The sequence below is a fragment of the Pseudomonas sp. WOUb67 genome, assembly GCF_050058005.1.
Classification (GTDB): Bacteria; Pseudomonadota; Gammaproteobacteria; order Pseudomonadales; family Pseudomonadaceae; genus Aquipseudomonas; species Aquipseudomonas putida_R.
This window is the reverse complement of record NZ_CP170112.1, coordinates 4,377,243-4,397,304: the sequence shown is the minus strand read 5'-3', so window position 1 is coordinate 4,397,304 and position 20,062 is coordinate 4,377,243. Positions and strand designations below refer to the sequence as shown.

At 64.1% G+C, this 20,062-nt stretch carries 18 protein-coding genes; 11 read left to right on the top strand and 7 right to left on the bottom strand.

The window, feature by feature from the left end:
* Positions 1–238 precede the first annotated feature (238 nt).
* Positions 239–2,326 (top strand): putative bifunctional diguanylate cyclase/phosphodiesterase, encoded by a 2,088-nt coding sequence (locus tag ABOC32_RS19565; protein WP_426808476.1) that lies wholly within the window; start codon positions 239–241, stop codon positions 2,324–2,326.
* Here the strand turns inward: ABOC32_RS19565 and ABOC32_RS19560 are convergent.
* Positions 2,323–2,583 carry a DUF1652 domain-containing protein gene (locus ABOC32_RS19560; protein WP_016499326.1) on the bottom strand — a complete coding sequence of 87 codons (261 nt, stop codon included), beginning with the start codon at positions 2,581–2,583 and terminating at the stop codon, positions 2,323–2,325. The genes ABOC32_RS19565 and ABOC32_RS19560 overlap by 4 nt on opposite strands.
* Before the next feature lie 273 nt (positions 2,584–2,856).
* Positions 2,857–3,504 carry a DUF1345 domain-containing protein gene (locus ABOC32_RS19555; RefSeq protein WP_426808475.1) on the bottom strand — a complete coding sequence of 216 codons (648 nt, stop codon included), beginning with the start codon at positions 3,502–3,504 and terminating at the stop codon, positions 2,857–2,859.
* Between the two features lie 345 nt (positions 3,505–3,849).
* On the opposite strand from ABOC32_RS19555, the gene pgm reads away from it, so the two are divergent.
* From pgm to ABOC32_RS19535, 4 genes are all read left to right on the top strand, one after another.
* Positions 3,850–5,487 carry a phosphoglucomutase (alpha-D-glucose-1,6-bisphosphate-dependent) gene (gene pgm, locus ABOC32_RS19550; protein ID WP_426808474.1) on the top strand — a complete coding sequence of 546 codons (1,638 nt, stop codon included), beginning with the start codon at positions 3,850–3,852 and terminating at the stop codon, positions 5,485–5,487.
* 78 nt (positions 5,488–5,565) lie between these two features.
* Complete coding sequence (locus ABOC32_RS19545) at positions 5,566–6,078, top strand: sigma-70 family RNA polymerase sigma factor (protein WP_391133960.1); 513 nt, start codon at positions 5,566–5,568, stop codon at positions 6,076–6,078.
* A complete protein-coding gene (locus tag ABOC32_RS19540) occupies positions 6,075–7,019 on the top strand; it encodes a FecR domain-containing protein (RefSeq protein ID WP_426808473.1) in 945 nt (314 codons plus the stop codon). The genes ABOC32_RS19545 and ABOC32_RS19540 overlap by 4 nt, the downstream gene beginning before the upstream one ends.
* A 66-nt stretch (positions 7,020–7,085) precedes the next feature.
* Complete coding sequence (locus ABOC32_RS19535) at positions 7,086–9,491, top strand: TonB-dependent siderophore receptor (RefSeq protein WP_426808472.1); 2,406 nt, start codon at positions 7,086–7,088, stop codon at positions 9,489–9,491.
* 128 nt (positions 9,492–9,619) lie between these two features.
* On the opposite strand, the gene ABOC32_RS19530 is transcribed toward ABOC32_RS19535, so the two are convergent.
* Positions 9,620–10,558 (bottom strand): LysR family transcriptional regulator, encoded by a 939-nt coding sequence (locus ABOC32_RS19530; RefSeq protein ID WP_426808471.1) that lies wholly within the window; start codon positions 10,556–10,558, stop codon positions 9,620–9,622.
* 146 nt (positions 10,559–10,704) lie between these two features.
* On the opposite strand from ABOC32_RS19530, the gene ABOC32_RS19525 reads away from it, so the two are divergent.
* Genes ABOC32_RS19525 through ABOC32_RS19510 form a run of 4 tightly spaced genes read left to right on the top strand, consistent with a single transcriptional unit; the run spans position 10,705 to position 14,486 of the window.
* Positions 10,705–11,532, top strand: coding sequence for an amidohydrolase family protein (locus tag ABOC32_RS19525; protein WP_426808470.1), 828 nt, complete (start codon positions 10,705–10,707; stop codon positions 11,530–11,532).
* 40 nt (positions 11,533–11,572) lie between these two features.
* Positions 11,573–12,922: an MFS transporter gene (locus tag ABOC32_RS19520; protein ID WP_049275925.1), complete on the top strand. Its 1,350-nt coding sequence runs from the start codon at positions 11,573–11,575 to the stop codon at positions 12,920–12,922.
* Positions 12,919–13,659, top strand: a complete 741-nt coding sequence (locus tag ABOC32_RS19515; protein ID WP_426808469.1) for an SDR family NAD(P)-dependent oxidoreductase — start codon at positions 12,919–12,921, stop codon at positions 13,657–13,659. Before ABOC32_RS19520 ends, ABOC32_RS19515 begins: the two co-directional genes overlap by 4 nt.
* Positions 13,656–14,486: a sugar phosphate isomerase/epimerase family protein gene (locus tag ABOC32_RS19510; protein ID WP_426808468.1), complete on the top strand. Its 831-nt coding sequence runs from the start codon at positions 13,656–13,658 to the stop codon at positions 14,484–14,486. The genes ABOC32_RS19515 and ABOC32_RS19510 overlap by 4 nt, the downstream gene beginning before the upstream one ends.
* Here ABOC32_RS19510 and ABOC32_RS19505 read toward each other — a convergent pair.
* The 3 genes from ABOC32_RS19505 to ABOC32_RS19495 all read right to left on the bottom strand — a co-directional run bounded on the left by ABOC32_RS19505 (position 14,477) and on the right by ABOC32_RS19495 (position 16,747).
* The gene (locus ABOC32_RS19505) at positions 14,477–14,893 is read right to left on the bottom strand and encodes a RidA family protein (RefSeq protein ID WP_426808467.1); all 417 of its coding nucleotides are present in this window, start codon (positions 14,891–14,893) and stop codon (positions 14,477–14,479) included. The genes ABOC32_RS19510 and ABOC32_RS19505 overlap by 10 nt on opposite strands.
* Complete coding sequence (locus ABOC32_RS19500; RefSeq protein ID WP_426808466.1) at positions 14,893–16,212, bottom strand: flavin-containing monooxygenase; 1,320 nt, start codon at positions 16,210–16,212, stop codon at positions 14,893–14,895. Before ABOC32_RS19500 ends, ABOC32_RS19505 begins: the two co-directional genes overlap by 1 nt.
* A gap of 262 nt (positions 16,213–16,474) precedes the next feature.
* Positions 16,475–16,747: a hypothetical protein gene (locus tag ABOC32_RS19495; RefSeq protein ID WP_426808465.1), complete on the bottom strand. Its 273-nt coding sequence runs from the start codon at positions 16,745–16,747 to the stop codon at positions 16,475–16,477.
* Here ABOC32_RS19495 and ABOC32_RS19490 point away from each other — a divergent pair.
* Together ABOC32_RS19490 and argE are read left to right on the top strand one after the other, a co-directional pair.
* Entirely contained in the window at positions 16,746–17,423 is a 678-nt protein-coding gene (locus tag ABOC32_RS19490; protein ID WP_426808464.1) for a DUF1028 domain-containing protein, read from the top strand. The two genes, ABOC32_RS19495 and ABOC32_RS19490, sit on opposite strands and share 2 nt — an antisense overlap.
* Positions 17,416–18,576 carry an acetylornithine deacetylase gene (argE, locus tag ABOC32_RS19485; RefSeq protein ID WP_426808463.1) on the top strand — a complete coding sequence of 387 codons (1,161 nt, stop codon included), beginning with the start codon at positions 17,416–17,418 and terminating at the stop codon, positions 18,574–18,576. The genes ABOC32_RS19490 and argE overlap by 8 nt, the downstream gene beginning before the upstream one ends.
* Before the next feature lie 120 nt (positions 18,577–18,696).
* Here argE and ABOC32_RS19480 read toward each other — a convergent pair whose 3' ends face one another.
* Positions 18,697–19,965, bottom strand: a complete 1,269-nt coding sequence (locus ABOC32_RS19480; protein ID WP_426808462.1) for a carbohydrate porin — start codon at positions 19,963–19,965, stop codon at positions 18,697–18,699.
* Positions 19,966–20,062 lie beyond the last annotated feature (97 nt).

Genomic DNA, 20,062 nt, shown 5'->3' with positions numbered 1-20,062 from the left:
CCTTGTGCTGCGAATGGGCCGCGGCGCGGCCCCAGGTTGCTGCTTCGCAACAGATATCGCTGGGGCCGCGGCGCGGCCCATTCGCAGCACAAGGCTGCTCCTACAGCGATCGCGTGCAGATTGGGGTGTGGTGGGTATTGGATCCATTCCCATTCGCAAAAACCCCGTGCGTTTCGCCTAAGCTTGAGTACAATCGTCAGCTTTTGCCGGGCCCCCTGTCCCGTCGCTGGAATTCCCAATGCTGACCGGTAGCTACTCCTCTTCGCTGGTGTTGATTTCGCTGTGCGTGGCGATTCTGGCGTCCTATACCGCCCTTGACCTGACCGGCCGCATTGCCACGGCCAAGGGCCGGGCGTCGTACTTGTGGATGGGAGGCGGCGCGCTGGCCATGGGCATTGGCGTATGGTCGATGCACTTTATCGGCATGCTCGCTTTCAGCCTGCCCATCGACCTGGGCTATGACCTGGCCCTTACCGCGTTCTCGCTGCTGATCGCCGTGCTGTCCTCGGGTTTTGCCCTGTGGCTGGTGAGCCAGCCGCGCTTGCCGTGCCTGCAACTGAGTTTTGGCGCGCTGATCATGGGCGCCGGCATTGCCTGCATGCACTACACCGGCATGGCTGCGTTGCGCATGTTGCCGGGCATCGACTACGACCCGACGCTGTTCGGTGCCTCGCTGCTGATTGCCGTGGGCGCTTCGGCGGCGGCGCTGTGGATCGCCTTCCGTCTGCGCCGGCACACCCCCTATGTGCGGCAGATCCGTGGTCTGGCGGCGGTGGTGATGGGCATTGCCATCGTTGGCATGCATTACACCGGCATGGCGGCGGCGAATTTCCCCGAGGGCAGCTTCTGCGGTGCACTGGGCGGCGGGCTGCAGGGTGACGGCCTGGTCTACCTGGTGCTGATCACCACCCTGGCGGTGCTGGCGGTGGCCTTGCTGACCTCGGTACTGGACGCCCGCCTGGAGGCGCGCACCGCCGAGCTGGCCCGTTCACTGACACTGGCCAACCAGGAACTGACCCAGCTGGCCCTGCACGACACCCTCACTGATCTGCCCAACCGTACCCTGCTCGCCGACCGTATCGAGCAGGCCATCGCCAAGGTGGCGGAGCAGGGCGGCTGTTTTGCCCTGATGTTCATCGACCTGGACGGCTTCAAGCCGGTCAACGATGCCTTTGGTCACCACATCGGCGACCTGCTGCTCAAGGCAGTGGCGTCCCGCCTGCGCGGTCACCTGCACAGCCAGGACACCCTGGCGCGTATCGGCGGCGACGAATTCGTGCTGCTGGTAGAGCTGCAGGAGCCTGACGATGCCATGGACGTGGCGGTCAAGCAGGTGAACCTGGTATCACGGCCATTCCGCGTGGCCGAGCATGATCTGCAGCTGTCGGCGAGCCTGGGCATCGTCCTGTACCCCGGCAACGGCCAGGACCAGCACGAGCTGCTGCGCAATGCCGATGCCGCCATGTACCACGCCAAAAGCGCTGGCAAGAACGGCTACAGCTTCTTTGATGTGTCGATGAACAGCAACGCACGCCAGCAACTGCAACTGCTGCAGGACCTGCGCCAGGCCCTGGAACAACGCCAGTTCCGTTTGCATTACCAGCCCAAGTTCGACGCCCAGGCCTGCCTGCCGATTGGTGCCGAGGCGTTGTTGCGCTGGGAACACCCTCAGCACGGCCTGTTGCTGCCCGACCGCTTCATTGGCCTGGCGGAAAAGACCGGCCTGATTATCCCGATCGGTGAGTGGGTGCTTGACGAAGCCTGCCGGCAGATGCGGCATTGGCTGGATCAGGGGCACGAGGACTGGCGCATGGCGGTGAACCTGTCGGCCATCCAGTTCTGCCATGCCGGGCTGGTCGAGAGCGTGGCCCGGGCCTTGAAGGAGAACGGGCTGCCGGCTAACTGCCTGACCCTGGAAATTACCGAAACCACGGCCATGCACGACGCCGATGCCAGCCTGACCGTGCTGCAACGCCTGTCAGACATGGGCGTGGACCTGTCCATCGATGATTTCGGCACCGGCTACTCCAGCCTGATGTACCTCAAGCGCCTGCCGGCCAACGAGCTGAAGATCGACCGTGGCTTCGTGCGCGACCTGGAGCAGGACAGTGACGATGCAGCGATCGTTTCGGCCATCGTCGCACTGGGCCAGGCGCTGGGCCTGCGCATCGTTGCCGAAGGGGTGGAGACCGACAAGCAGCAAGACTTTCTGACCCGTCTGGGTTGTGATTCGCTGCAAGGTTACCTGCTGGGGCAGCCGGTACCGGCCGAGCAGTTCATGGACAAGTTGCAGGCCTTGCACCAGGCGAAGAGCGCCGCAGGCTAGACAGCGTTGCGCAGGGTGAAGGCGGGGATGAAAGCGTCCATTTCCGCTTCGACGGCTTCGATGATGCGCTCTACATCGGCTGCGGCCATGATTGCCGCACACGGGATGCCGGCGATGGCCATCAGGGTTTCGCCGGTAGCGCGGTCGAACAGCCGCGCGATCATGCTGCGGGGCGCATCCATGGTGGCTTCGAAACCCAATGGGTGGAAATGCCAGCGCATCACCTGGCAGGCGTTGGGGAACGTCATCTTGTTCATGCCTGCCTCCTTGTCCGTGCCTGGACATGGTGAATAGCCCGCCACACACACGTGGCTGCCGGGAATGTAAAGATAGCAGCTGTTACCGGTGATTCTCGGCTGCCAACATGACATTTGTGCCAATCCATGACAGCGGTCACATCCGGGTCATCATGCCGATGTGGCGGCTGCTTTCAGGCAAACGTTTACCTCGCACGATCACGCCCGTTATCCGCTTCAATCAGGTAGATCTCCCCGGTTATTGGCGAAACATCTTTCGGACGAGCGGCAGGCTCACCCCAGCAGCCCGGCGGCGATGTTGATGGTGAAACCCAGGATCGCCGTATTGAACACGAAACCCACCAGCGAATGTGCCAGTACTACCCGCCGCAGTTGCCTGCCGGCGACGCCTATGTCCGAGGTTTGCACGGCCACGCTGATGGTGAACGAGAAGTAGTGAAAGTCCCAATAGTCCGGGTTGCGTTCGCCGTCGGCGAAACGCAAGGGTGGTTCGTGGTTTTGCCCGGTATAGAACAGGCGGGCGTAATGCAGGCTGAAGATACAGCCGATCAGCAGCCAGGAGCCCGCCACGGTCAGGCCGGTGTAGAGGTAGTGCAGTGCCAAAGCCGTGCCCTGAAGGCCTTTGCTGGACACGAGTTGCAGGGTGACCGCAGCGAGGCTGGCGATGGCGGCGATGCACACCGTGAGCAGGACCATGCCTGCGTTTTCGTCTTCGACGCGGGCAACCTTGCGGACCTTTTCCGGGCTGGCATCCCAGGTGAGGTGCAACACCAGCAGCAGGTACAGCCACACGCCAAGGTTCCAGCCGGCGAGGATGTGTTGCACGGTGTCACCGGCGGGGATCAACCAGGCGCCGACAAGGCCGACTGCGGCGGCGAAGCTCAGACGGGGGTGGGTACGGGTCAGACGGTGAAAAGCCATGGGGCCTCATTTACTGGGGGTGTGGCTACTACTCTAGACCGTTCCGGCCTGAGTAAGGGTTTACACGGTCTTTGTGGGAGCTACTGTCTTGCACCATCACTCAGGCTATTGCATCACCCTGTAGGAGCAGCCTTGTGCTGCGAAGAGGTCATTGCAGCCAAAGATGATCTCTAGCCTTACCGGCCCCTTCGCAGTACAAGGCTGCTCCTACAGGGCTTGTGGTTGCCTTGAAAACCGCACCAGTCAGGCCTGCTGTTTTCTTTGATCCCCCCCATCGCACGGCATTGCAACTCTCAGTACACTGCACGTTCCAACACCAACATCTGTTGAACTCGAGGTTTTTGCATGACGCTCAGTCCTTTGGCAGGCAAGCCGGCTCCGGCCAGCGTGCTGGTCGATATTCCCCGACTGCTCACCGCCTACTACACCGGCCGCCCCGACGCTGCCGTGGCGGCCCAGCGGGTGGCCTTCGGCACCTCGGGGCACCGGGGCACTTCGCTTGAATTGAGTTTCAACGAATACCACGTGCTGGCCATCACCCAGGCCATCTGCCTGTACCGCCAGGAAAAGGGCATCGACGGCCCGCTGTTCATCGGCGCCGACACCCACGCACTGTCGGCACCGGCCACTGCCAGCGCCCTGGAAGTGCTGGCCGCCAATGGCGTGCAGGTGATGCTGTCCAAGGACGACGAGTACACGCCCACGCCGGCCGTGTCCCACGCCATCCTTTGCCATAACCGTGGCCGCCAGCAGGGCCTGGCCGACGGCATCGTCATTACGCCTTCGCACAACCCGCCGCAAAGCGGTGGCTTCAAGTACAACCCGCCCAATGGCGGGCCTGCCGACAGCGACGTGACCAAGTGGGTCGAGGCCAAGGCCAACGAACTGCTGGCTGCGAACCTGGCGGGCGTCAAGCGCATGGACCATGCCCAGGCGCTGAAGGCGCCGACCACCCAGCGCCACGACTACGTGAGCAGCTATGTGGCGGACCTGGAAAACGTCATCGACTTCGATGTCATCCGCAACGCCAGGCTGCGCCTGGGCGTCGACCCGCTGGGCGGGGCAGGGGTGCGCTACTGGTCGGCCATTGCCGAGCACTACAAGCTGGACCTGGAAGTGGTGAACACCGAGGTTGACCCAACCTTCCGCTTCATGACCGTCGACTGGGACGGCCAGATCCGCATGGACCCTTCCTCGCCTTACGCCATGCAGGGCCTGATCGGCCTGCGCGAGCGCTTCGACGTGGCCTTCGCCTGTGACCCGGACCACGACCGCCACGGCATCGTCACCTCGGACGGCCTGCTGGCGCCTAACAACTACCTGTCCGTGGCCATCGACTACCTGTACCGCCACCGCCCGCAATGGCGTACCGACGCCGCCGTGGGCAAGACCGTGGTGTCCAGCGGCCTGATCGACCGCGTCACCCAGCGCCTGGGCCGTGAGTTGTACGAAGTGCCGGTGGGCTTCAAGTACTTTGCCCAGGGGCTGTTTGACGGCGCGCTTGGCTTTGGCGGCGAAGAAAGTGCCGGTGCGTCGTTCCTGCGCCGTGATGGCTCGGTCTGGGCCACCGACAAGGACGGGCTGATCCCGGCCTTGCTGGCCGCCGAAATGACCGCCCGCACCGGGCGCAACCCGAGCCAGGCCTACGCCGACCTGACCGAGGCACTGGGCAAGCCGTTCGCCACCCGGGTCGAGGCCAAGGCCGATGTGCGGCAGAAGGCATTGCTGAGCAAGCTGTCGCCGGAGCAGGTGAAGTCGACCGAACTGGCCGGTGAACCGATCGTGCAGATCCTCAGCCACGCACCGGGCAATGGCCAGGCGATTGGCGGCCTGAAGGTGATCACCGCCAATGGCTGGTTCGCCGCGCGGCCGTCGGGCACCGAGGACATCTACAAGATCTACGCCGAGAGCTTCATCGACGAGGCGCATCTGCAGCGCCTGGTGCAGGAAGCGCAGGTGCTGGTGGATGCGGCGATTGCCTGACCGGTAACAAACCGCTTGGTGCTGCGGCGCAACGTAAATTAGAATTAATCCTATTTACGCCGCCGCAGGGCCATCCCCATGATCGACGCCGCGCCGCCACCGGAGCCAAGCCTGCCTGCCCTGTACCGGGAGCATCGCGGCTGGCTTGAAACCTGGCTACGTCGGCGCCTGGGCAATGCCTGGGATGCCGCCGACCTCAGCCAGGATACTTTTCTAAGGGTACTGACCAGTGCCCAACCCTTGGCAGACATTCGCGAGCCAAGGGCCTACCTGCTGACAGTCGGCAAACGCCTGCTGAGCAACTTCCACCAACGGCGCAGCCTGGAACAGGCGTACCTCGATGCTTTGGCCACCTTGCCCGAGCAGCATGTGCCCTCGCCAGAAAAACGCTGGATACTGCTGGAAACCCTGCAAGCACTCGACGAATTGCTCGATGGCCTCAAGGCGCCGGTGCGCAAGGCCTTTCTCTGGAGCCAGCTTGAAGGCCTGGGCTACGCCGAAATCGGCAAGCGCCTGGGCGTTTGCGAGCGTTCGGTAAAACGCTACATGGCTCAGGCCTACGAACATTGCCTGCTGGCCGAGTTGCAATGACCACCCATTCCCCTGAAACCCGCGAAGCCGTGCGTGCTGCCGCCCATTGGCTGGCGCTGCTGGACTCTGGTGACGCCAGTGAGAGCGACTTGCTGCGCCTGGCGAAATGGCGGGCCAGCAGCAGCCTGCACGAAGACGCATGGCAGAAGGCATCATTGCTGCGCCAGCGCTTTACCGCACTACCCGGCGCGCTGGCCATGGCCACCCTGGACCGCCCGGACACCGGCCGTCGCGCGCTGCTCAAGCAAGCCCTGGGTATCGCTGCGCTGTTACCGACAGCCTGGCTGGTCAGCCGAGAGCTGCCGCTGGAGGCCTGGGCCGCCGACATGCGCACCTCGGTAGGCGAGCGTCGACAGGTGCTGCTGAGCGATGGCACATTCGTGCAGCTGAACACCGACAGTGCGGTGAATATCGACATGAATGTACGCCGCCTGACGTTGATTCGCGGGGAAGTGGCGGTGAAGGTGCCCGCCAACCTGAACCTGACGTTGCAGGTGCCTTATGGCCAGGTGGCGCTCGGCGGTGGTGAAGCATGCCTGCGGCTGGTCGATCAGGCCTGCCGGGTATCGGTGGCCGATGGCGCAGCCAGCCTGCAGCCACTGCGGGGCCCGGCCCGGGTGGTGCAGGCCGGGCAGCAGGCCAGCTTGCAGGTGGCTGGCGTCGGCCTGGTCACAGCCCTGGACGAATGGTTGTTGGGTTGGCGCGAAGGCGTGCTGCGCCTGGATGACCGTCCCCTGGGCGAGCTGTTGCATGAGCTGCGAAGGTACCGACCGGGTGTACTGCGCTGGGCGCCGGAGCTGGAACGCCTGCGGGTGACCGGCACTTTCCGCCTGGACGATATTGACCGGGTGCTGGCCTTGCTGGCCGCCAGCCTGCCGTTGCAGGTGCAGACGCGCACGCGTTACTGGGTCAGCCTGGCAGCGCGAGAAAATCGTGCATGAGGCTGTCCCCTTTTTTTCACTCACCGGTCATTACCGGTAGGAGAAACTAAAGGGGAGCCTTGTTCAATGCCTGCAGTAATGTCTTGCCGCCTGCGCCCACTGGTGCGCGCAGTACGTCCGTTGTTCGCCATGAGCCTGTTGTTGTGTGCACCCGCCTGGGCCGATGAAGCGGCGCGGCGTGCCTATCAGGTGCCGGCCGCCAGCCTGGGCGCCGCACTCACCCGGTTTGCCGACCAGGCTGGCGTCAGCCTTTCGCTGGACCCAGCACTGGTCCAGGGCCGGCAGAGTAACGGCCTGTCGGGTAGCTACAGTGTCGAAGAAGGTTTCATGCAGCTGCTGCGTGGCAGCGGCCTGCAGTTGCTGCCCGTAGGTGAGGGCGCTTTCACCCTGGTGCCGGCGCCCCAGGCGGGTGGGGCGCTGGAAATTGCCCCGACCAGCATTGTCGGCGGCCTGGCGGTTGGCGGCGAAGCACAGCCTTATGCCGGTGGGCAGGTGGCGCGCCAGGGGGCACAGGGCCTGCTTGGCGCGCGTGATTTCATGGAGACCCCGTTCAGCATCACCAGCTACACCAGCGAACTGGTGAAGAACCAGCAAGCGCGAACCTTGGGCGAGCTTATCGCCACCGACCCCTCGGTGCGGGCCACCAACCCGGCGGGTGGGCGTTTCGAGCAGTTCACCATTCGCGGCTTCAGCCTGTTCAACAGTGACGTGGCGTACAACGGCCTGTACGGCATCTTGCCAACCTACTCGATCGACATGGAAATGGCCGACCGGGTCGACATCATCAAAGGCCCCAGCCAGTTGATCAACGGCATTTCGCCGCGTGGCAGCGTGGGTGGCGGTATCAATGTGCAGCCCAAGCGGGCCGGCGACAAGCCGATCACCGAATTCACCGGCAGCTATGCCTCGGCTGGCCAGGCAGGCGGCGCGGTGGACGTTGGCCGGCGCTTTGGCGAAGGCCAGCAGTTTGGCGTGCGCTTCAACGGTGTGAAGCAGGCGGGCGATACCGAATGGGACCACCAGCGCGTTGAGCGCGAAATGGCAGTGCTGGGCCTGGATTTTCGTGGCGAGCGCCTGCGGTTGTCGGCAGACCTCGGCCACACCGAGCGTGACACCGATGCGCCGCAGGAGCGTGTGCTGGTCGGTGCCAACGCCAAAGTGCCGGACGCCGACGATGTACGCCACAACTATGCCCAGGCCTGGAGCAAGGCGCGTACCAACGACACCTTTGGCGCACTGCATGCCGAGTACGACGTCAGCGAGTCGCTGCTGGCCTATGGTGCGGTCGGCGCGCGCAAGAGCAACCATGACTTTCTGCGGCATAACGTGTCCATCACCAACGATGCCGGCGACTTCACCGTGCAACCGCGCGACTTTACCCGCGATGAAACGGTGCGCACCGCCATGGCGGGTGTACGTAACTGGTTCCACACCGGGCCCGTCAGCCACGAGCTGAACCTGGCTGCCACCTACTTCTACATGGACTTCACCAACGGCGGCGCGCGCTATGCTTCGGCGCCCAGCAACCTCTACAACCCGGTAGCGACACCGACGCCTGGTACCCCCACCCGCATCGACCCCGAGGTCTACACCGAAAACCGCTTCTCTGGCGTGGCCCTGGCCGACACCCTCGGCTTTTTCGATGACCGCCTGCTGCTGACCCTGGGGGCACGCTGGCAGCGGGTGCAGGTGGATGACTGGAGCGACGGCGTCAAAGGCGACACCGCCTACGACGAAGAAAAGGTCTCGCCCTCTGGCGGCGTGTTGCTCAAGGTCACCGACCAGCTGTCGTTGTACGCCAACTACATGGAAGGTTTGAGCCAGGGCAAGATTGCGCCGTCGACCTCGGTCAACGAAGACCAGATCTTCCCGCCGTTCACCAGCCGCCAGGTCGAAGTGGGGGCCAAGTACGACCTGGGCCAGGTCGCCTTTACCGCCAGTGCCTTCCGCATCCGCCAGCCGGCCTACGAAACCAACGCCACTTCGCGGGTGTTCGGCCCCAATGGCAAACGCGACAACCGCGGTATCGAGCTGAGCGTGTTCGGCGAACCCGTGCAAGGGGTGCGGGTGCTGGGTGGGGTGATGTACATCGACAGCGAGCTGACCGATACCGTGGGTGGTGCTTTTGATGGCAACCGCGCACCGGCCACGCCCGAGTACAACGTCAACCTTGGCGCCGAGTGGGACGTGCCGGGGGTGAATGGCCTGACCCTGACCGCGCGGGGCATTCACTCCAGCTCGCAGTACCTGGACCAGAACAACAGCAAGCAGATCGATGGCTGGGAACGCTACGACCTGGGGGCGCGCTATGCCTTCAACGTGGACGCTACCGAGGTGACCTTGCGGGCCAGTGTCGAGAACGTGCTGGATGATCGCTACTGGAGCTCGGCGGGGGCTTCCGATGACAGTGAACCGGGGTTGACCCTTTCCACGCCGCGGACCTACCTGCTCTCGGCAACCGTCGGCTTCTAAGCCCGGCGCCGCCGTCCCTGTGGGAGCGGGTTTACCCGCGAAGAATCCAGCGCGGTGTATGGCACCGGCTTTGCCGGTGTTCGCGGGTGAACCCGCTCCCACAGGGGGTAACGGAAGCTTGCAGATTTTCAGGTTGGTGCTATTGCCCGGCCCAGCTTTTGTGCCTGGCCCTGCAACACCCGCATCAGGTGCATCGCCGCATGCGACGGCGGCTCGAAGCGCGAATAGACAAAGCTGATGTCGAAGTGAATCTCGTCCGCCAGCGGCACCACCGCCAGGCCGCTGTCCTGCGCCACGAATTCGTCGATCACGCTAATGCCCATGCCTTGCTTGACCAGCGCCACAGCCTCGTTGGCATTGGTGAACGACAACAGTGACGGCAACTGTGCGCCGTGCCGCTCGATGTGCTCGGCCAGCAGCTTGCCAAACGGCATGTCGGGCCTGAACAGCAGCAGCGGATGGCCTTCCAGTTGTTGCAAGGTCAGCGAGGTATGCCCGGCCAACGCGTGCTCGGGTGGCATCACCACCACCATGCGACCGCGCATGAAGGGTTGTGAATGCAGGTGGTCGTGGACCACGGGCAGGGCGGCAATCGACAGGTCGACCTTTTTCGACAGGATCTGGTTGGGCATCTCGCCCATCAGCGAGGTTTGCCACTCGATGTTCAGCGAAGGCGCTTCACGCTTGAGCTGGGCCAGGGCTATCGGGATGACCACCGTCGACAGCGAAGCGCTGCACGAGATGCGCAGCTTGCGGTGGCCGCCTGCGCCGAGTGACAAGGCACATTCGTTGACCTCCAGCGCTGCCTGGTACACCCGCTCGACTTCGCGGAACAGCACCTGCGCCTCGGCCGTGGGCACCAGGCGGTTGTTGATACGCTCGAACAGGCGGTAGCTCAAACGCCCCTCGATGTACTGGATCAGCTTGCTGACCGCTGGCTGCGACACGTACAGCAGCTTGGCCGCCGCGCTGATCGAGCCGGTCAGCATCACGGCACGGAACACTTCCATGTGCCGCAGCTTGAACACCATGGGACTTGCGTCTGCGCCTTCGTTGCCAAGCAGCATATCTATTACCTTCGGTTATGGTCTTTGCCATCTGGGTATGAGCGTCAAACCCGGCCACGCAGTATCTTGAACCCAGCCAAATTGCCCTTGCGGCGCACAATAACAAGATCTGAAGGCAAGCGCAGTGGCGCTGCCGGGAGTGCTGCGTGAACATCTTTGACGAACCGAAGATCGATTGCCATAACCATTTGTTTGACCCCGCCCGTTTCCCTTACCACCCCGACGCACCCTATGCGCCCTCCGGCCAGGAAGTCGCCACCCAGGAACAGTTCACCCGGGTGATGGACACCTACGGTGTGCAACATGCCTTGCTGGTGGGCCCCAACAGCGGCTACCACACCGATAACCGCTGCCTGCTGCATGCCCTGGCCACCGGGCAGGGGCGGTTCAAGGGCGTGGCGGTGGTCGAGGCGGGTATCCACCTCGATGCGCTGGCTGCGCTGCAAGCGCAAGGGGTGGTCGGCATCGCCTTCAACCCCGCGCTGTACGGGGTAGCGAGCCTCAAGGACGTTGACGGCCTGTTCGGCAAGCTTGCCGAACTCGACCTGTTCGCCCAGGTGCAGGTGTGCGAAGACCAACTGCTTGAACTGCGCGGCCTGCTTCAGGGCTCGCGTGCACGCCTGCTGATCGACCATTGCGGCCGGCCGGACGTGGCGGCTGGCGTACAGCAACCGGGCTTCCAGGCCTTGCTGCAACTGGCTGACAGCGGCCGCGCCAGCGTCAAGCTGTCTGGCATGCAGAAGTTCGCGGCGGCCGATGCGTTGCTGGAGCAAAGCCGTGTCTATGTGCACGCCTTGCTCGAAGCCTTAGGTGCGGATGCCTGTGTGTGGGGTTCGGATTGGCCGTTCATTCGCCAGCGCTCGCGGGTGGACTACGGCCCGCTGCTGAAACTGGCCGAGCGGCTGATGCCGGATGCCCGGCTGCGCCAGGCAGTGATGTGGGACACCCCACGACGTCTGTTCGGGTTCGCCTAGAACCTGGTTTTGCCATTCCAATAACAAGAGAGCAACCGTCATGAACACTGAACAGAACGCCAGCCTCGGGGTGTTCGACACCCCGGCACGCGCGCAGCAACGCACCCGCACCCGCTTCATGATCCTGGCGCTGATTTCGGGCGGCACCATGATCAACTACCTCGACCGCAGCGTGATGGGCATTGCCGCGCCCAGCATCAGTGCCGACCTGGGCCTGAACGCGGCGATGATGGGGGTGATCTTTTCTGCCTTCTCGTGGACCTATGCCGCCGCGCAGATCCCGGGTGGCATCCTCATCGACCGGCTGGGCACCAAGCTCACCTACTGGCTGGCACTGACGTTGTGGTCGCTGTTCACCGGCCTGCAAGGGCTGGCGCAAGGCTTTTTGTCGTTGCTGGGCATGCGCTTTCTGGTAGGGATGACCGAAGCACCGTGCTTCCCGACCAACAGCCGGGTGGTGGCTACCTGGTTCCCGCAGAGTGAGCGGGCCAGGGCGACCGGTATCTACACCTTTGCCGAATACACCGGGCTGGCGTTCCTGACGCCCTTGCTGTTCTGGGTGCTGCATGCCTATGGCTGGCGCTTTCTGCTGCTGGCCGTCGGCTTGATGGGCATCCTCTATGGCCTGGTGTGGTGGCGCAAGTACCACGAGCCGCACGAGTCGACCACCGCCAACCAGGCCGAACTGGACTACATCGCCGCCGGTGGCGGGGTGGTCGATGGCGGGCAGAAAGCCACCCAGTTCCGCTGGTCGCAGATCCCGGCGCTGCTCAAGCACCGCAACATGCTGGGCATCTGCCTGGGGCAGTTCGCCTGCAACTCCACCAACGTGTTCTTCCTGACCTGGTTCCCCACCTACCTGGTGACCGAGCGGCATATGCCCTGGCTCAAGGTCGGCTGGGTGGCGGTGCTGCCGTTCATTGCCGCTTCGCTGGGCACCCTGGTCGGCGGCTGGCTGTCCGACGCCTTGCTGCGCCGCGGCTACTCGCTGAACGTGGCGCGAAAGCTGCCGGTAATCGCCGGGCTGCTCACCGCTTCGGTGATCGTGCTGGCCAACTACGTCGAGTCCGACGCGCTGGTGATCACCATCCTGTGCATCGCCTATTTCGCCCAGGGCATGTCGGCGCTGGCCTGGATGATCGTGTCCGACATCGCCCCCAAAGGTTTGCTGGGCCTCAGTGGTGGCCTGTTCAACCTGTTTGCCAACGCAGCGGGCATCGTTACCCCCCTGACCATCGGCATCATCGTTTCGATGACTGGCTCGTTTGTCTGGGCCCTGGCGTTCGTGTCGTCGATCACCGTGCTGGGGGCGCTGTGCTACCTGTTCATGGTCAGCGACCTGCGTCGCTTGCCGGAAATTCCTTCTGTCGAAAATGGAGCTAAACAATGAGCCAGTACCTGCAAGGCCAGACCGCAATCGTAACCGGTGGCATGCGTGGCATCGGCCGGGCGATCGCCCAGCGCCTGCATACCGCCGGCGCCCAAGTGGTGATCTGGGACCTCGCTGTCGACGGCTGGGACAGCGTGGAAAGCGGCTTTGAGCCGGTGCTGCGCCAGGCGGTCGATGTGTCGTCGCTGGCCTCGGTGGAGGCGGCGTTTGCCGAGACGCTGGCGCGCTTGGGCCAAGTTCAGATACTGGTCAACAATGCCGGCATCAACGGCCCGGTGGTGTCGTCGTGGGAGTACCCGCCTGAGGCCTGGGACAAGGTAATCGCCATCGACCTGAACGGTGTGTTCTATTGCTGCCGCACCGCCATCCCGCACATGCGTGAACGTGGCTACGGGCGCATCGTCAACATCGCCTCCATGGCCGGCAAGGATGGCGTGCAGTACATCTCGGCGTATTCGGCCGCCAAGGCCGGGGTCATCGCCTTCACCAAGGCCGCGGCCAAGGAGCTGGCGCAGGACGGTGTGCTGCTCAACTGCGTGGCGCCGGCCATGGTCGAGACGCCGCTGATGGCCGAGATGACAGCGGAGCACATTGCCGCGAGCAAGGCCAAGATCCCCATGGGGCGCTTCCTCAAGGCCGAGGAGATCGCCAACATGGTCAGCTGGATTGCCGGGCCTGAGTGCAGCTTTACCACCGGCTTCGTGTTCGACCTCAGTGGTGGCAGGGCAACCTATTGAGCGGCTTGGGCGTAGCGCACCTGACGGCGCTGGCGCTGACGCCGGCGCGGCTGGTACGCGAGGCGCGCCACGCCGGCTTCAGTGCGGTGGGGTTGCGCCTGCACCCAGTGATGGCGGGTGCACTGGCCTACCCGGTTGCGGCCGGTAGCCAGGCAATGCGAGAGCTGCGGGCGGTGCTGGCCGGGGAAGGCGTGCGGGTGACGGACATCGAGTTCGTGTCGCTGACGGCGCAAACCCGGGTGGCTGATTACCAGGCGCTGCTGGCTGCAGGTGCCGAGCTGGGAGCGGTGAGCCTGACAGTGTCCGGCGATGATGAGGATGTGGCGCGGTTGACCGGCAACTTTGCCGCGATGTGTGAAATGGCGCGTGGCCATGGCCTGCGTGTGGACCTTGAGTTCATGCGCTGGCGGCCGGTGGCCACCTTGCAACAGGCTTGCGCGGTGGTGATGGGGGCGGGGCAGGACAACAGTGGCGTCCTGGTCGATGCCTTGCACCTGTTCCGCTCCGGTGGCCAAGTGGCCGACATCGCCGCAGTCGACCCGCGTTTGCTGCGTGCAGTGCAGCTGTGTGATGCACCGATGCTGGCGCCTGCAGAGGCGCTGATCATCCCGGAGGCGCGCGAGCGCCGTTTGCTGCCGGGGCAAGGGCAACTGCCGTTGGCAGCATTGCTCGCGGCATTGCCGGCGGGCGTGGACATCAGTGTGGAGGTGCCGTCCGCCGGCGTGCCCGCAGCACAGCGGCTGCAAGCGGCGGCGCAGGTAACCCACAACTGGCTGCACGGCAGGCGACCTGTGTCACCCGCTGTGCAGGTTGCCGGTCACGCCTGATCCGGTACCACGGCGATCACGTCGATCTCCATCAGCCACTCGGCCTGGGCCAACCCGGCGACCACCAGCCCGGTGGAGATCGGGAACACGCCCTTCAGCCACTTGCCCACTTCCTTGTACACCGGCTCGCGGAAGCGCGGGTCGGTGATGTAGGTGGTGGTCTTGACGATATGCGACAGCTCGGAGCCCGCTTCTTCAAGCAGCTGCTTGACGTTCTTCATGGCCTGTTCGGCCTGCGCCTGAGGGTTACCCAGGCCCACCAGTTTGCCTTCGAAGTCGGTACCGACCTGGCCGCGCACGTAGATGGTGTTACCGGCCCGCACGGCCTGGCACAGGTCGTTGTCCAGAGTCTGGTTGGGGTAGGTTTCCTTGGTGTTGAACATGCGGATGCGAGTATGGGTAGGCATCAGTGGGCTCCGAGGGTGCTGACGTTGCTGATCGTTTTGGTTTGCAGTTCATCCGCGTCGCGCTGTTCGCGGTCGCGGTAGGCCAGGTAGGTGCGCTGCGTGGCGATGTGGCCGGCGACGTGCTTGGCGTCGTGCCACACGCCCCAGATGAACGACGAACCACGGCGCGACAACCACGGCAGGCCAAGGAAGTACACGCCAGGCTCGCGGGCCACGCCGCGCTGGTGCTGGGGCTTGCCGTTGGCATCGAAGGTGTCTACCTGCAGCCAGCTGAAGTCCACGCCGTAACCGGTGGCCCAGATGATGCTGGTGACGCCGGCCTTGGCCAGGTCCAGTTCGCGCAGCGGGTTGCTCATGCAGGCCGGGTCGGCCAGGCGAGTGCGGGCTTCGGGTTCTTCCGGCAGGTCCAGGCCGTTGCTTTCGATGTAGGCATCGGCGGCATCCAGCAGGGCCAGGTAGTTTTCATCGCCGCGGTTGATGTTCTCGACCAGGTTGTCCTGGAAGCGCGCCACGCCGTTGTCGAACGACTGGGTCAGGCCGACCAGGGTCATGCCTTGATGGGCGAGGGCACGGAAGTCCACGGTGTGGCCGCCACGGGCGCCGCTGACGGCGATGGTCACGTGCTCGCGACCGGGCTTGGCGATTTCTGCGTCCCACTCACCCAGCACACCCAGCCACCAGCAGAAATCGCGGTTGCGGTAGGCCCGTGGCGGGCGGTCGTGGGCACCGACCGACAGGTACACTTGGCGGCCTGCGCGCATCAGTTCTTCGGCGATCTGCACCCCGGAAGAACCGGCACCCACCACCAGCACCGCGCCTTCGGGCAACTGCTCGGGGTTGAAGTAGGCAGCAGAGTGGATCTGGTGCAGGTTGCTGTCTTTTGGCGCGATGGCCGGGATTACCGGCTTCTGGAACGGGCCGGTGGCAGCGACCACACGATTGGCGCGGATCACCCCTTCATTGGTTTCGATGGTGAAGCCTGGGCGGTCGCTGTTGCGCACCACGCGCTTCACTTCGATGCCGGTACGCACTGGCAGGTTGTACTTGCGTACGTACTGCTCGAAGTAGTCGGCCACCTGGTCCTTGCCCGCGAAGGCGTCGGCGTCGAGGTTGAATTCCAGGCCCGGGAAGCGGTCGTGCCAGACCGGGCCGTTGGCCACCAGCGAGTCCCAGCGGCCGGTGCGCCAGGCCTCGGCGATGCGGTTGCGCTCCAGCACCAGGTGCGGCACACCAAGCTTGTTCAGGTGTTCACTCATGGCCACGCCGGCCTGGCCGGCGCCGACGACGAGCGTGTCGATTTCGAGGTTGTTCAGTGTCATGTCCGAGCCCTTGTTCAGGCGGTTTTTGTAAGGTCGGTTTGGAGGACCGCCGTTGCCTGGAGCCAGACTAGGGATGCTGCACAAATGGCGAAAATAGTATTTAGCTGGTGCTTGCCGATAAAATGGCGAAGGCCCCGAATTCTATGGCTTGTAGGTTGGTTGATCCCGTGTAGGTCGTGGCTTTTATGGGGAGGCGGAAATCGAGCGCCGCCCGCGCGGCGCTTCGCGAGCTGTGCTCGCTCCTACGTTTGTTTCGGGCCAGTTATGCCTGTGACAGGCGCGCGCGACCGCCTTGTTGATACAACTCGATATCGAGGCATGCGCCAAAGCGTTCGCGCGCAAATCCCATAGGCATCATTGGCCCGAAACAAACGTAGGAGCGAGCGTAGCTCGCGATGCGCCGCGCGGGCGGCGCGCGATCTCTGCCACAGCAAAGTTTTTTCCTGCCTAACCCCTCGGAAAATGTTGGTTTCGCCTGCAGGAAGGTTCCACCCAGAATGCCGTGTATCACACAGCACAACAGGAACCATGACATGACCTTCTCCATCATTGGCCGCTGCCAGGAAACCGGCCAGGTCGGCATCGCCATCAGTTCGTCGAGCATCGCCGTGGGCGCCCGCTGCCCGTGGGTACGTGCGGGTGTCGGCGCTGTTTCCACCCAGAACATCACCTTGCCGGCACTGGGCCCGCAGATTCTCGATGCCCTGGAGCAGGGCCAGTTGCCGCCTGCGGCTGCGCTGGACCGGGTACTGAGCGCCAATGGCTGGAGCGAGTACCGCCAGGTCACAGTGATCGACAGCCACGGCCAGGTGGCGCTGTTCACAGGGCGCGAGGCATTGGGGACGCACAATGCCGTGGCCGGTGAGCAATGCGCGGCGGCGGGTAACCTGTTGTCCTCGACCCAGGTGATCGAAGCGATGGTCGTGGCTTTTGAAGAGGCTGGCGGGCACCTGGCCGACCGCTTGCTGGCGGCCATGCATGCGGCGATGGCCGCAGGTGGCGAGGCCGGGCCGGTGCACTCGGCAGCGCTGAAGATCGCTGGTGAATTGACCTGGCCACTGGTGGACCTGCGCGTGGACTGGGCCGATACCGATCCGATCGGTGTGCTCGATGGCCTGTGGCAGGCGTACCGCCCGCAGATGCAGGATTACGTTACCCGCGCTCTTAACCCGACGGCCGCACCGAGCTACGGGGTGCCGGGCGATGAGTGATTTTGCCAGCCGCGCGCTGCTGGCCCGGCTGGTCGGCTTTGCCACGGTCAGCCGGGATTCCAACCTTGAGCTGATCGGTTTTATCCGTGATTACCTGGCCGAGCTGGGGGTGGAAAGCGAACTGTTCCATAACCCGGAGCGCACCAAAGCCAACCTGTTTGCCACCATCGGCCCCCAGGACGTTGGCGGTGTAGTGCTGTCGGGGCACACCGATGTAGTGCCGGTGGACGGCCAGGCCTGGACCGTCGAACCGTTTGCGCTGAGCGAACGTGACGGGCATCTGTACGGTCGCGGCACGGCCGACATGAAAGGCTTTATCGCGTCGGTGCTGGCCGCCGTGCCCGCGTTCCTTGCCCAGCCGTTGCACATGCCGGTGCATCTGGCATTTTCCTACGATGAGGAAGTGGGCTGCCTGGGTGTGCGGTCGATGCTGGCCGCGCTCGAACAGCGCCCGCACAAGCCACGCCTGTGCCTGATTGGCGAGCCCACCGAGCTCAAGCCGGTGCTGGGGCACAAGGGGAAGCTGGCGATGCGTTGCCACGTGCATGGCGCGGCCTGTCACTCGGCCTATGCGCCGTATGGGGTCAATGCCATCGAGTATGCGGCGAAGCTGATCGGCAAGTTGGGTGATATCGGTGATGCATTGGCATTGCCGACGCATCACGACGCGCGCTTCGACCCACCGTTTTCCACGGTGCAGACCGGGGTGATCAAAGGGGGCAGGGCGCTGAACATCGTGCCGGCAGAGTGCGAGTTCGATTTTGAAGTGCGCGCGCTGCCAGGGTTCGAGGCGCAGGCAGTGGCTGACCAGTTGCAGACTTATGCGCAGGCCGAGCTGCTGCCGCGTATGCGCAAGGTCAATGCGGCCAGTGACATTCGCCTGGAACCGTTGAGTGCCTACCCTGGGCTGGCAACATCGGCAGACAGCGAAGCGGCGCGGCTGGTGGCGTTGCTCAGTGGCACGGATGAATTTGGTACGGTGGCGTTTGGTACCGAAGGCGGCTTGTTCGACCAGGCGGGCATCCCGACCGTGGTGTGCGGGCCTGGCAGCATGGACCAGGGGCACAAGCCGGATGAATTCGTCAGTGTCGAGCAGTTACGGGGGTGTGATGCCATGCTGCTGAGGTTGGTGGATTACCTCAAGCAGGGTTAACTGTGCTGGCTCCTTCGCGGGTAAACCCGCTCCCACAGGTACCTCACTGCCCTTCAGTCCAGCGCTGTCCCTGTGGGAGCGGGTTCACCCGCGAATGGGCCGCAGCGCGGCCCCGGCGGATTAGAAGGTTGCCTTGACCTGCAGGCCAACCACCAGCGCGTTGTCGATGTCCTTCCCGGAGAACGCCCCCGGCTCGATGATGTACTGCACATCCGGGCGCAGGTTCAGCCATGGCGTCGCCTGGTAGCCATAGCTCAGTTCGATCAACTGCTCGGCGCTGTCGATGTCGGGGAACTGCTGGCCAGCGTTGAAGGCGGCATCTTCCAGCACATCGCGGCTACGCGGGTTGGGCACGGCACGGCCGTAACCCAGCGCCACGGTATCCTTCGGGCGGCCTTCGAACGGCTTGTACAGCACCACCCCAGCGCCGTACCACTTGGTGAACGGCGAGGCGGCCTTGCTGGATGCCGAGTACTGGCCGAAGGCGTGCAGGCTACGGCCTGGCGAGCTTTGGTCGTTCCATACGGCCTGGTCGATCAGCAGGTAGTGGCCGCCACGGCCGGATACTTCGTCATCGCTGCCGATGCGTTTAACATCGGAGCTGTCGTAGTAGTAGCCCAGCTTGTACTCGCCGGGCAGTTCACCCTGCAGCTTGTACACCAACTCCACCGGTACCACGGTGCCGGTGGTGTGCTTGGGGCCCAGATGCCAGGCGCGGCTGGAATTGCCGTTGCTCTCGGGGTCGACGTTGAACGCCGCCACGCGCAATTGCCAGGCAGGCGACAGGTCGTACTTCACCCGCACGCCCAGGTGAGCGTTGGGGTAGTTGGTCCAGCCGCTGCCACCGGACATGTTCAGCGGGTGGCCGCAGAAGCCGGCGTTCATGAAGTTGCACAGGATGCCGCTGTCCAGGCCGCCCAGGTCGTTGCCCATGGCCATGTAGCCCAGCTTGACGTTGAGCGCCGGGGTGAACAGGGTGCGCTCGTAGCTCAGTTCGGTCAGGCGGGTGTACAGGCCACCGAAGTTTTCCTGGACCGGCAGGCGGTTGCCGACCAGGTCTTCCGAGGCACTGTTACCACGGCGGTCGTTGACGGTCAGCTGGACCTTGCCGCCGTTGTCCAGGCCGTACAGTTTCGACAGGTCGAACTGCACGCCCAGCTTCAGGTTCTGCGAATAGCGCGCCGAGCGGTGCAGGCCACCGTGGGCGTTGTAGGCGGTTTCGCCGCTGTAGTCGCCGGTGAACTTGACGCCGTCGTCTTCAAGCTGGTGACGCAGGCCGCCCCAGTCACCGGTCAGGGTGCTGCGGGTCATCAGGTCGCCGTCGGCCAGCGCGGTGGTGCTGGCCAGGGCCAGCAGCAGGGTGGGGGTGATGCGGATTGCGGATGGCATTGCTAAATCTCGGTTTGTCTTTCGGGCCTATTCGCGGGTAAACCCGCTCCTACAAGGGCTGCACAGTTCGTAAGAGCAGTGAGCATCCTGTGGGAGC

What these genes read in the sequence shown, in the direction of transcription:
- ABOC32_RS19540 (WP_426808473.1), top strand. Translation starts at nt 6,075, where the DNA reads ATGACCACCCATTCCCCTGAAACCCGCGAAGCCGTGCGTGCTGCCGCC.
- ABOC32_RS19560 (WP_016499326.1), bottom strand. Translation starts at nt 2,583, where the DNA reads ATGAACAAGATGACGTTCCCCAACGCCTGCCAGGTGATGCGCTGGCAT.
- ABOC32_RS19500 (WP_426808466.1), bottom strand. Translation starts at nt 16,212, where the DNA reads ATGACACTGAACAACCTCGAAATCGACACGCTCGTCGTCGGCGCCGGC.
- ABOC32_RS19520 (WP_049275925.1), top strand. Translation starts at nt 11,573, where the DNA reads ATGAACACTGAACAGAACGCCAGCCTCGGGGTGTTCGACACCCCGGCA.
- argE (WP_426808463.1), top strand. Translation starts at nt 17,416, where the DNA reads ATGAGTGATTTTGCCAGCCGCGCGCTGCTGGCCCGGCTGGTCGGCTTT.
- ABOC32_RS19545 (WP_391133960.1), top strand. Translation starts at nt 5,566, where the DNA reads ATGATCGACGCCGCGCCGCCACCGGAGCCAAGCCTGCCTGCCCTGTAC.
- ABOC32_RS19515 (WP_426808469.1), top strand. Translation starts at nt 12,919, where the DNA reads ATGAGCCAGTACCTGCAAGGCCAGACCGCAATCGTAACCGGTGGCATG.
- ABOC32_RS19555 (WP_426808475.1), bottom strand. Translation starts at nt 3,504, where the DNA reads ATGGCTTTTCACCGTCTGACCCGTACCCACCCCCGTCTGAGCTTCGCC.
- ABOC32_RS19495 (WP_426808465.1), bottom strand. Translation starts at nt 16,747, where the DNA reads ATGTCATGGTTCCTGTTGTGCTGTGTGATACACGGCATTCTGGGTGGA.
- pgm (WP_426808474.1), top strand. Translation starts at nt 3,850, where the DNA reads ATGACGCTCAGTCCTTTGGCAGGCAAGCCGGCTCCGGCCAGCGTGCTG.
- ABOC32_RS19490 (WP_426808464.1), top strand. Translation starts at nt 16,746, where the DNA reads ATGACCTTCTCCATCATTGGCCGCTGCCAGGAAACCGGCCAGGTCGGC.
- ABOC32_RS19505 (WP_426808467.1), bottom strand. Translation starts at nt 14,893, where the DNA reads ATGCCTACCCATACTCGCATCCGCATGTTCAACACCAAGGAAACCTAC.
- ABOC32_RS19565 (WP_426808476.1), top strand. Translation starts at nt 239, where the DNA reads ATGCTGACCGGTAGCTACTCCTCTTCGCTGGTGTTGATTTCGCTGTGC.
- ABOC32_RS19480 (WP_426808462.1), bottom strand. Translation starts at nt 19,965, where the DNA reads ATGCCATCCGCAATCCGCATCACCCCCACCCTGCTGCTGGCCCTGGCC.
- ABOC32_RS19530 (WP_426808471.1), bottom strand. Translation starts at nt 10,558, where the DNA reads ATGCTGCTTGGCAACGAAGGCGCAGACGCAAGTCCCATGGTGTTCAAG.
- ABOC32_RS19535 (WP_426808472.1), top strand. Translation starts at nt 7,086, where the DNA reads ATGCCTGCAGTAATGTCTTGCCGCCTGCGCCCACTGGTGCGCGCAGTA.